10 protein-coding genes are annotated in these 11,170 nt (G+C 65.6%); 4 read left to right on the forward strand and 6 right to left on the reverse strand.

Annotated features, from left to right (window positions below; all coding sequences use genetic code 11):
- Positions 1 to 156: 156 nt before the first annotated feature.
- From fusA to WJ35_RS14410, 4 genes are all read right to left on the reverse strand, one after another.
- Entirely contained in the window at positions 157 to 2,268 is a 2,112-nt protein-coding gene (gene fusA, locus WJ35_RS14400; RefSeq protein WP_069239352.1) for an elongation factor G, read from the reverse strand.
- Positions 2,269 to 2,472: 204 nt separating this feature from the next.
- Entirely contained in the window at positions 2,473 to 2,973 is a 501-nt protein-coding gene (locus WJ35_RS14405) for a DUF192 domain-containing protein (RefSeq protein ID WP_060232288.1), read from the reverse strand.
- Positions 2,974 to 3,134: 161 nt separating this feature from the next.
- Entirely contained in the window at positions 3,135 to 3,359 is a 225-nt protein-coding gene (locus tag WJ35_RS30105; RefSeq protein WP_071733224.1) for a hypothetical protein, read from the reverse strand.
- A 290-nt stretch (positions 3,360 to 3,649) separates the two neighbouring features.
- Positions 3,650 to 4,228 carry a pseudouridine synthase gene (locus WJ35_RS14410; RefSeq protein ID WP_069239353.1) on the reverse strand — a complete coding sequence of 193 codons (579 nt, stop codon included), beginning with the start codon at positions 4,226 to 4,228 and terminating at the stop codon, positions 3,650 to 3,652.
- Between the two features lie 275 nt (positions 4,229 to 4,503).
- Between WJ35_RS14410 and icd the strand changes: the two genes are divergently transcribed.
- Entirely contained in the window at positions 4,504 to 5,760 is a 1,257-nt protein-coding gene (gene icd, locus WJ35_RS14420) for an NADP-dependent isocitrate dehydrogenase (RefSeq protein WP_010090922.1), read from the forward strand.
- Between the two features lie 279 nt (positions 5,761 to 6,039).
- Positions 6,040 to 8,268 (forward strand): NADP-dependent isocitrate dehydrogenase, encoded by a 2,229-nt coding sequence (locus tag WJ35_RS14425; RefSeq protein WP_060232282.1) that lies wholly within the window; start codon positions 6,040 to 6,042, stop codon positions 8,266 to 8,268.
- An 83-nt stretch (positions 8,269 to 8,351) separates the two neighbouring features.
- Here the strand turns inward: WJ35_RS14425 and WJ35_RS14430 are convergent, their stop codons facing one another.
- Positions 8,352 to 8,576 carry a hypothetical protein gene (locus WJ35_RS14430; RefSeq protein ID WP_010090924.1) on the reverse strand — a complete coding sequence of 75 codons (225 nt, stop codon included), beginning with the start codon at positions 8,574 to 8,576 and terminating at the stop codon, positions 8,352 to 8,354.
- Between the two features lie 229 nt (positions 8,577 to 8,805).
- Here WJ35_RS14430 and WJ35_RS31230 point away from each other — a divergent pair, with 229 nt between their 5' ends.
- Entirely contained in the window at positions 8,806 to 8,964 is a 159-nt protein-coding gene (locus tag WJ35_RS31230) for a hypothetical protein (protein ID WP_155121904.1), read from the forward strand.
- Positions 8,965 to 9,108: 144 nt separating this feature from the next.
- The gene (locus WJ35_RS14435; RefSeq protein ID WP_060232278.1) at positions 9,109 to 10,713 is read left to right on the forward strand and encodes a multicopper oxidase family protein; all 1,605 of its coding nucleotides are present in this window, start codon (positions 9,109 to 9,111) and stop codon (positions 10,711 to 10,713) included.
- Between the two features lie 179 nt (positions 10,714 to 10,892).
- On the opposite strand, the gene WJ35_RS14440 is transcribed toward WJ35_RS14435, so the two are convergent.
- Complete coding sequence (locus WJ35_RS14440) at positions 10,893 to 11,096, reverse strand: cold-shock protein (protein WP_004196460.1); 204 nt, start codon at positions 11,094 to 11,096, stop codon at positions 10,893 to 10,895.
- Positions 11,097 to 11,170: the final 74 nt, after the last annotated feature.

The following is an 11,170-nucleotide window of genomic DNA, read 5'->3' on the forward strand; positions in this document are numbered from 1 at the left end:
TCGGACGAATCGAGCGCCGATTGTGTCACGCGAAAAAGTCGCCGGGTTCGCGGGTCAAAAACGCGTGCCCGCGCGCGGACGAAAAAAAGCCCGTCCGGATTCGGACGGGCTGGACGGATGGCAGCTTGCCGCGCAGCGGCGCGCGCCGCCCCGCGCTTACTTCGTTTTCGCGTTGATCACCGCATCCGACACGTTCGCCGGCGTCTCCGCGTAGTGCTTGAACTCCATCGTGTACGTGGCGCGCCCCTGCGTTGCCGAACGCAGCGACGTCGAGTAGCCGAACATCTCGGCGAGCGGCACCTCGGCGCGCACGAGCTTGCCGCCGCCGCCCGCGATGTCCTCCATGCCCTGCACGATGCCGCGCCGGCTCGACAGGTCGCCCATCACGTTGCCCATGAAGTCCTCGGGCGTCTCGACCTCGACCGCCATCATCGGCTCGAGCAGCACCGGCTTCGCGCGGCGCATCGCTTCCTTGAACGCCATCGAGCCGGCCATGCGGAATGCGTTTTCGTTCGAGTCGACGTCGTGGTACGAGCCGAACGTCAGGTGCACCTTCACGTCGACGACCGGATAGCCCGCGAGCACGCCGCTCTTCAGCGTTTCCTCGATGCCCTTGTTGACCGCCGGGATGAACTCGCGCGGAATCACGCCGCCCTTGATCTCGTCGAGGAATTCATAGCCCTTGCCGGGGTTCGGCTCGAGCTTGATCACCGCGTGGCCGTACTGGCCGCGGCCGCCCGACTGCTTGACGAACTTGCCCTCGACGTCGTCGGCGGCGGTGCGCACCGTCTCGCGATACGCGACCTGCGGCTTGCCGACCGTCGCCTCGACGCCGAACTCGCGCTTCATCCGGTCGACGATGATCTCGAGGTGGAGCTCGCCCATCCCGGAGATGATCGTCTGGCCCGATTCCTCGTCGGTCTGCACGCGGAACGACGGGTCTTCCTGCGCGAGGCGGTTCAGCGCGAGGCCCATCTTTTCCTGGTCGGCCTTGGTCTTCGGCTCGACCGCCTGCGAGATTACCGGCTCCGGAAATTCCATCTTCTCGAGGATGATCGGCTTGCCCGGGTCGCACAGCGTGTCGCCCGTCGTCGCTTCCTTCAGGCCGACCGCGGCCGCGATGTCGCCTGCGCGCACTTCCTTGATTTCCTTGCGCTCGTTCGCGTGCATCTGCAGGATCCGGCCGAGCCGTTCCTTCTTGTCCTTGGTCGGGTTCAGCACCGTGTCGCCCGACTCGACGACACCCGAGTACACGCGGAAGAAGATCAGCTGGCCCACGAACGGGTCCGTCATGATCTTGAACGCGAGCGCGGAGAACGGCTCGTCGTCGCTCGGATGACGTTCCGCTTCCTTGTCGTCGAGCGTAAGCGTATGGCCGAGGATCGCGGGCACGTCGACGGGCGACGGCAGGTAGTCGATCACCGCGTCGAGCATCGCCTGCACGCCCTTGTTCTTGAACGCGCTGCCGCACAGCATCGGTACGATCTCGTTGGCGATCGTGCGCTTGCGCAGCGCGGCCTTGATCTCGTCCTCGGTCAGCGAGTTGTGGTCGGTCAGGTACTTCTCGAGCAGTGCCTCGCTGGCTTCGGCCGCGGCCTCGACCATCTTCTCGCGCCACTCGTGCGCGAGCTCGACGAGATTCGCCGGGATGTCCTCGTAGGCGAACTTCACGCCCTGGCTGTCGTCGTCCCAGACGATCGCCTTCATCTTGACGAGATCGACGACGCCCTGGAAATGGTCCTCCGCGCCGATCGGAATCTGGATCGGCACGGCGACGCCCTTCAGGCGCTCGCCGATCTGCCGCTGCACGCGGAAGAAGTCGGCGCCGACGCGGTCCATCTTGTTGACGAACGCGATGCGCGGCACCTTGTACTTGTTCGCCTGGCGCCACACGGTTTCCGACTGCGGCTGCACGCCGCCGACGGAGTCGTAGACCATGCACGCGCCGTCGAGCACGCGCATCGAACGCTCCACTTCGATCGTGAAGTCGACGTGCCCGGGGGTGTCGATGATGTTGATCCGGTGTTCCGGATAATTGCCGGCCATGCCCTTCCAGAACGCGGTCGTCGCGGCCGACGTGATCGTGATGCCGCGTTCCTGCTCCTGCTCCATCCAGTCCATCGTGGCCGCGCCGTCGTGCACTTCGCCGATCTTGTGGCTCACGCCGGTATAGAACAGGATGCGTTCGGTAGTCGTGGTTTTGCCGGCATCGATGTGGGCGCTGATCCCGATATTGCGATAGCGCTCGATGGGGGTTTTGCGGGGCACGTGAACCTCCAGTGGTTCGGGTCGTAAGCCGGCCGGCGGCGCCGGGCCGGGGGAATCAATCGAGATTTAAAGCATAGCGCTTGCGTGTGGCTTTTGCAGATGCGGGCCGCATGGCCGGAATCAAGACGGGCGCCGCGCGAAAAAAAAGCCGGCGCGCGCGAGGCGGCCGGCCGGCATGCATGGCGTTGCGCCGCGCCGCGCGCGTCACTGCGGCTTCGGCAGCCCGTCGAGCTTCATGCCGGGCTTGATGCCCTTCGCCGCGAACCAGCCCTTGCTCATCTCGAGCGCATAGACGCCGTTGTTGCGCGGGCAGTGGTTGCTGGTCGTCTCGGCCTGCATCTCGTCGATGTCGGTGATCGTGCCGTCCGCGCGGATGAATGCGATCGACAGCGGGATCAGCGTGTTCTTCATCCAGAAGCAGTGCACCGCGTTCTCGTTGAACACGAACAGCATCCCTTCGTTCGGCGCGAGCTGCGAGCGGTACATCAGCCCCTGCTCGCGGTCGGCGTCGTTGGCCGCGACGGCCGCGTCGATCACGTACATGCCGGCGCGCAGCTTCGCGCGCGGGAATTCGCTCGGCTGCTTGGCGCCGGGCGGCATCTGCGCGACGGCGGCTTGCATGCCGAGCGCGGCGACGCCGAACGCGACGGGAAACATGGCGGCGCGCGCAAGGCGGCCGAGCGACGAGCGCAGGGGGAATCGCACAGCAGGGCTCCTTTCGGGAAAACGAGACCCGCATGGTACGCGAAGCGCACACGAGGGCACACAAAAGAAAAAGGCAGATCGCCTTGCGGTGACCTGCCTTTCAACGCCGTAAGAACGGCAACTGCTGGTTCTTGACTGCGTTATTCTTACAGCTTGCTTACTTAGTTCGAAGCAGCAGCCGGGGCTTCAGCGGCGCTAGCAGCAGCCTTCTTCGAAGCGTGGTGCTTCTTTGCGTGGTGCTTCTTGGCAGCCTTCTTCGCCGGTGCCGAAGCAGCTTCTGCCTTTTCTGCTGCCGGAGCTGCCGGAGCAGCTGCCGGTGCCGAAGCTTGTGCGAAAGCTGCCGTTGCGAAGAGACCAGCGACCAGAGCGGCGATCAGTTTGTTCATGTTGTGTTCCTCAGCTTTAGTTAATTAACCAAATGACCCGGCATAGGAGTCATGTCGTCTAACGGTGCCATCCACCTTTCGGTTGACAGACGCTCCAAGAAATTTCTCTTTGCGCTGCGGGCGCCGAATCGCATTCGAAAAAACGTCGCTTGCACGACGCAAAGCGGCTCGGACGCCAATGCCGGATAGCTCTGGGTGGCATCTGCGTCGTTTAACGCACGATCTTCGCAGGCGGTTGACGAAACAGATGACGAAAAAATCGACGATCGGCTTTCGGCCCGGCCGAGCCTTCAGTCGGCACGTGCGAAACCGTCCCACGGCGCACGCGGCGGCAGGGTGATTGTTTCTCCTGGCGCAATGCCGAGCGCGAATATATCCAGCGAGCCGATGCCGACCCGCACGAGGCGCAGCGTCGGAAAGCCGACCGCCGCCGTCATCCGGCGCACCTGGCGGTTCTTGCCTTCGGTGATCGCGAGCTCGATCCACGTGGTCGGGACCGCGGCGCGGTAGCGGATCGGCGGATTGCGCGGCCACAGCGCGTCGGGCGGCTCGATGAATTCGGCGCGGCACGCGCGCGTCACGTAGTCGCCGAGATCGACGCCGCGCGCGAGCGCCTTCAGGTCGGCCGGCCCCGGCGCGCCTTCGACCTGCGCCCAGTAGCGCTTGACGAGCTTGTGGCGCGGCTCGGCGATGCGGGCCTGCAGCGCGCCGTCGTCGGTGAGCAGCAGCAGGCCTTCGCTGTCCGCGTCGAGCCGGCCGGCCGCGTAGACGCCGGGCGTCTTGACCCAGTCGCCGAGCGACGGCCGCGTTTCGTGCGCGGAAAACTGGCAAATCGTACCGAACGGCTTGTTGAGGGCGATCAAGGTCATGGCAGGGACGACGCGCGCCCGGCTGGCGGTGCGCGCCGGGCGGTCTATGGCAAATGGCGGAATCTTAATGCATAATACGGAACGCCAAGTCATCTGTCTTATATAAGACATAAGGGGAGACTTGATACGCAGCGCCGCGCATCGCGCCGCCGCGCCCGAATCGGGCGCTAGAATAGCGGCTCGCTGCGGCAGTCACGGGGGTGGCCTTGATGCGCGCCCCGGCGCACGCAGCTTCGACCAGAATTACCTGCTCAGCCACGTCACTGGAGTCGATCATGCCGTATCAGCACATCAAGGTTCCGGACGGCGGTGACAAGATCACCGTCAACCAGGATTACACGCTCAACGTTTCCGACCAGCCGATCATTCCGTACATCGAGGGCGACGGCACGGGCTTCGACATCACGCCGGTCATGATCAAGGTCGTCGACGCCGCGGTCGAACGGGCGTACAAGGGCAAGCGCAAGATCCACTGGATGGAGATCTACGCGGGCGAGAAGGCGACGAAGGTCTACGGCCCGGACGTGTGGCTGCCGGACGAGACGCTGCAGGTGCTGAAGGAATACGTGGTGTCGATCAAGGGGCCGCTGACGACCCCGGTCGGCGGCGGGATCCGCTCGCTGAACGTCGCGCTGCGCCAGGAGCTCGACCTGTACGTGTGCCTGCGCCCGGTCCAGTACTTCAAGGGCGTGCCGTCGCCGGTGCGCGAGCCGCAAAAGATCGACATGGTGATCTTCCGCGAGAACTCGGAAGACATCTACGCGGGCATCGAATGGGCGGCCGGCTCGGAGCAGGCGAAGAAGGTCATCCAGTTCCTGCAGGACGAGATGGGCGTGAAGAAGATCCGCTTCCCGGAAACCTCGGGGATCGGCGTCAAGCCCGTGTCGACGGAAGGCACCGAGCGGCTCGTGCGCAAGGCGATCCAGTACGCGATCGACAACGACCGCAAGTCGGTCACGCTGGTGCACAAGGGCAACATCATGAAGTTCACGGAAGGCCTGTTCCGTGACGCCGGCTACGCGCTCGCGCAGAAGGAGTTCGGCGGCGAGCTGATCGACGGCGGCCCGTGGATGCGCGTGAAGAACCCGAAGACGGGCGGCGAGATCGTCATCAAGGACTCGATCGCCGACGCGTTCCTGCAGCAGATCCTGCTGCGCCCGGCCGAATACGACGTGATCGCGACGCTGAACCTGAACGGCGACTACATCTCCGACGCGCTGGCCGCGCAGGTCGGCGGCATCGGCATCGCGCCGGGCGCGAACCTGTCGGATTCGGTCGCGATGTTCGAGGCGACCCACGGCACCGCGCCGAAGTACGCGGGCAAGGATTACGTGAACCCCGGTTCCGAGATCCTGTCGGCCGAAATGATGCTGCGCCATCTCGGCTGGACCGAGGCGGCCGACACCATCATCGCCGCGATGGAAAAGTCGATCCAGCAGAAGCGCGTCACGTACGACTTCGCGCGCCTGATGGAAGGCGCGACGCAGGTGTCGTGCTCGGGCTTCGGTGAAGTGCTGATCGAGAACATGTAAGTCCCTCCGGGGTGTGCCGGCGCATGGCCGGCTGCCCCGGCGCCTGCTGCCGGCGTCGGGGCGTTTCGTGGAAGGCAGGTTTGGCAGGGCGCTCCGGTGCCCGGAAACGCGACGCCGCGTCGCGGCCCGCGTGCCCTGCAAGGTAGAACATGACGGCCCTCGCAATACCGGCGCCCGGTTGACCCGCGCGCTTTCTCTTACGCGACCGACCCGGTCGCCCTCCCGCCGGTTACCGCCGGCGATCTTCAGTCCCAATTCTCACGTAGCAACGCATCGACCATGTCCACTTCGCCCAAGATCATCTACACCCTCACCGACGAAGCGCCCGCGCTCGCGACCTACTCGCTGCTGCCGATCGTCAAGGCCTTCACGCGCTCGTCCGGCGTCGCCGTCGAGACGCGCGACATCTCGCTCGCCGGCCGCATCATCGCCGCATTCGCGGACGTCCTGCCGCCCGGGCAGAAGGGTTCGGACGATCTGGCCGAACTGGGCCAGCTCACGCTGAAGCCGGAAGCGAACATCATCAAGCTGCCGAACATCAGCGCGTCGGTGCCGCAGCTGAAGGCCGCGATCGCCGAACTGCAGGCGCAGGGCTACGCGCTGCCGGCCTATCCGGAAGAGCCGTCGACCGATGAAGAGAAGGCCGTCAAGGCCCGTTACGACAAGATCAAGGGCAGCGCGGTGAATCCGGTGCTGCGCGAAGGCAACTCCGACCGCCGCGCGCCGCTGTCGGTCAAGAACTACGCCCGCAAGCATCCGCACAAGATGGGCGCGTGGCAGGCCGACTCGAAGGCGCACGTCGCGCACATGAGCGAAGGCGACTTCTACGGCAGCGAGAAGTCGGCGCTGATCGCCGACGCCGGCAGCGTGAAGATCGAGCTGACGAAGGCCGACGGCACGAAGCAGGTCCTGAAGGAAAAGACGGCCGTCAAGGCCGGCGAGATCATCGACGCGTCGGTGATGAGCAAGAAGGCGCTGCGCAGCTTCCTCGAAGCGCAGATCGCCGACGCGAAGGCGCAGGGCGTGCTGTTCTCGGTGCACCTGAAGGCGACCATGATGAAGGTCTCGGACCCGATCCTGTTCGGCCACGCCGTGTCGGTGTACTACCAGGACGCGCTCGCGAAGCACGCCGACGTGCTCGCGCGGGCCGGCTTCAACCCGAACAACGGCATCGGCGACCTGTACGCGCGCCTGAAGGACCTGCCGGCCGACACGCGTGAAGCGATCGAAGCCGACATCAAGGCCGTGTACGCGGCGCGTCCGCGCCTCGCGATGGTCAACTCCGACAAGGGCATCACGAACCTGCACGTGCCGAGCGACGTGATCGTCGACGCGTCGATGCCGGCGATGATCCGCGAGTCGGGCCGCATGTGGGGCCCGGACGGCGAGCTGTACGACGCGAAGGCCGTGATTCCGGACCGCTGCTACGCAGGCGTCTACCAGGCCGTCATCGAAGACTGCAAGCGGCACGGCGCGTTCGACCCGGTCACGATGGGCAGCGTGCCGAACGTCGGCCTGATGGCGCAGGCGGCCGAAGAATACGGTTCGCACGACAAGACGTTCCAGATTCCGGCGGACGGCGTCGTGCGCGTCACCGACGAAGCGGGCAACGTGCTGCTCGAGCACGCGGTCGAAGCGGGCGACGTGTGGCGCATGTGCCAGGCCAAGGATGCGCCGATCCAGGACTGGGTCAAGCTCGCGGTGAACCGCGCCCGCGCGACCGGCGCGCCGGCCGTGTTCTGGCTCGATCCGGCGCGCGCGCACGACGCGCAGGTCATCGCGAAGGTCGAGCGCTACCTGAAGGATCACGACACGAACGGCCTCGACATCCGCATCATGACGCCGGTCGACGCGACCCGCTTCTCGCTCGAGCGCATCCGCGCGGGCAAGGACACGATCTCGGTGACGGGCAACGTGCTGCGCGACTACCTGACCGACCTGTTCCCGATCATGGAGCTCGGCACCAGCGCGAAGATGCTGTCGATCGTTCCGCTGATGGCAGGTGGCGGCATGTTCGAAACGGGTGCGGGCGGCTCCGCGCCGAAGCACGTCCAGCAGTTCGTCGAAGAGGGCTTCCTGCGCTGGGATTCGCTCGGCGAATTCCTCGCGCTCGCGGCGTCGCTCGAGCACCTCGGCCAGGCTTACGGCAACCCGAAGGCGCTCGTGCTCGCGAAGACGCTCGACCAGGCGACCGGCAAGTTCCTCGACGAGAACAAGTCGCCGGCGCGCAAGGTCGGCGGCCTCGACAACCGCGGCAGCCACTTCTACCTGTGCCTGTACTGGGCGCAGGCGCTTGCCGCGCAAACCGACGACGCGGCGCTGCAGGCGCAGTTCGCCGGCGTCGCGAAAGCGCTCGCCGACAACGAGGCGCGCATCCTCGAGGAGCTGGGCGCGGCGCAGGGCAAGCCGGTGAGCATCGGCGGCTACTATCGCCCGAACGTCGACCTGACGAGCCAGGCGATGCGTCCGAGCGCGACGCTGAACGGCATCGTCGACGCGGTCGCTTGACGACGCGCGCGGCCTGGCATCGAGGCCGGCCGGAAAGAGAAACGCCCCGCACGCGCGGGGCGTTTTTCGTTGCAGGTTGTCACTTACACGTGGACGATTTCCCATTCCGCGATTTCGTGCGGAACTTCGAGTGTCGCCGTGTCCAGATCGGACAGTTGCGGGCAGTCGCCGCGGGAGATGTGGTCTGCGGCTTGCTCGGGGCACGAGAACGCGCCGAGCGATGCATTGCCGAACGTCGCTTCCCAGCCGCCGTTGCCCGGCAGGATGTAGAACGACCCGAGCGCTGAGCCAAAGCGAAATCCCTTCATTTCCGTTCTCCCTTTCTGATCACACGCGATTCCTTTGCGCCGCCTGCCGGTGTCCGGCAGGTTCCGGCTCGACTGGCGGTTGCGTCGGGTTCATCGGTGGTGCGTGCCGAACGTCGTTGCGTAACGCCAGTGCATGTGAAGAAGTCTACGTCCGGGGCCCGCTCGGATGGTGCGTGTAGAAGCACTGATCAAAACAAAAATTCATGCGTAAAAACAATGGATTACGAACTTGGTTTCGTATTGCGGAACGATTTTCGGCATCGCGAAACAGGATATTTGTGCTCTGCACCACGAGTTTTTACAAGGCAAGGGTTTGTTCCGCATCGTGAAATTTTTGACGAATTTGACGAGCGAAGCGCGTGACGGACGCGGCATGGCCGCGGAGTGACCGTCGCGCACGCGATCACGAGGAGGTGGAGCGATGGGAGAGGCACGCGGTCACTTAACAGGGCGGTTACCCGGTTATGATGACGCGGGCAGCCCGGACAGCCGCCGCTTCCCGAACCATACCGTTGAGAACGAGGAACGATTGATGATACGGAGAACCTTCCTGTCGCACGCCGTCGGCGTCGCCGTCGCGTCGCTGGTCGCGCGCAGCGCGTGGGCGCAGCACGCGGGTCACGCCGGCATGGCCGACATGGAGATGGACGATATGCCCGGGATGTCGGGCACGGTGTCGCACGGGCAGCACGGCAAGCATGCGCCGGCGGCGCGTCCGGCCCCGCTTGCCGCCGCCGACGCGTTGCCGGCCGGCGCGCCGCTGGCGTCGTTGCGCACGCTTGCGAACGAGAGCCGCGAGCCCGGGACGTTTCGCGCGACGCTCGTCGCGCAGCCGGTCGCGCGCCCGATGCTGCGTGGCGCTCGCCCGACGACGTTCTGGCAATTCGGCGACGGCGTCCAGGGGCCGGTCGTCGGGCCGCTGATCGACGTGCGCGAAGGCGATACGGTCGAGATTCGTTTCGTGAACCGGTTGCCGCAGCCGTCGACGATACACTGGCACGGGCTGCCGGTGCCGCCCGACCAGGACGGCAATCCGTCCGCGCCGGTCGCGCCGGGCGCGTCGCACGTCTATCGGTTCACGCTGCCGAAGGGGAGCGCGGGCACGTACTGGTATCACCCGCATCCGCACATGATGACGGCCGAGCAGGTGTTTCGCGGGCTGGCGGGGCCGTTCGTCGTGCGCGCGACGGACGATCCGCTCGCCGGCTGGCCGGAACGCAACCTGTTCGTGTCCGATCTGAAGCTCACTCGCGACGGCACGATCGCGTCGAACGACATGATGGACTGGATGAACGGCCGTGAAGGCCAGTTCGTGCTGGTCAACGGCGCGCGGCGGCCGCGCATCGAGGTCGCGGGCGACGAGCGCTGGCGCGTGTGGAACGCGTGCAGCGCGCGCTATCTGCGGCTCGCGTTCGACGACGGCCGCGCGTTCGAGCAGGCGGGCACCGACGGCGGGCTGCTGGAGACGCCGCGCCGCGTCACGTCGCTACTGCTCGCGCCGGGCGAGCGCGCGGAGTTGCTGGTGCGTGCCGGCGACCGCGCGTCGCGCGCGGTGCTGGTCGCGGCCGAATACGACCGGCGCAAGATGGCGATGTCGGACGACGGGCACGGCAGCCTGCCGCCGGATCCGGCGCTGCCGCTCGCCGACGTCGCATTCGCGCCGGCCGCCGCGCGATCGCTGCCCGCGACGCTGCGCGCGGTGCCCGAGCTCGGGAAGCCGGTCGCGGACAAGACGGTGGCGTTCGGCGAGGAAATGGACATGGACGCGATGATGGCCGGGCCCGCGCACGGCCGTCCGTCCGGCATGCGCTTCACGATCAACGGTGATGTGTATGCACCGCACCGGGCGACGCTGACGAGCCGTGCGGGCGACGTCGAACGCTGGACGATCCGCAACGAAACCGACATGGATCACCCGTTCCATCTGCACGGCACGCAGTTCCAGGTGATCGAGCGCGCGTCGGGCGGCGCCCGCACGCCGGAGCCGTTCCGCGCATGGCGCGATACGGTGAACGTGCGCAGCGGCGAAACCGTGACGTTGCTCACGACGCAGGACTTGCGCGGCGAGCGCATGTTCCATTGCCACATCCTCGAGCACGAGGATCTCGGCATGATGGGGACGCTGAAGGTCGTGTAACGGCGAATCATTTTGTTTCACGCGTATGAACGCATTCGATTTGCGTGTACGCGTGGACAATGCGCGTTCAATTATTGGGATTGAACGAAAAGGCCGGCCAATCGAATTAACGATTGGCCGGCCTGCAAAAAAGAAACCCGGCGTTTAGCCGGGTTTCCCTCGTCCGAAATCCGTTGCCCTCAGGCGGCCTGGATATTCGAAGCCTGCTTGCCTTTCGGTCCTTGGACGACCTCGAAGCTCACCTTCTGGCCTTCCTTCAGGGTCTTGAAACCCTGCATGTTGATGGCCGAGAAGTGTGCGAACAGATCCTCACCGCCCTCGTCGGGAGTGATGAAACCGAAGCCCTTCGCGTCATTGAACCATTTGACAATACCAGTTGCCATACCTACTTCCCCTGTCACACAGTCGCTACCTACCACGAGCACGCTCGAAAAGCTAAACGACCGGAAAATACAGC

Origin of the sequence: Burkholderia ubonensis (genome assembly GCF_001718695.1) — a bacterium.
Lineage (GTDB): Bacteria > Pseudomonadota > Gammaproteobacteria > Burkholderiales > Burkholderiaceae > Burkholderia > Burkholderia ubonensis_B.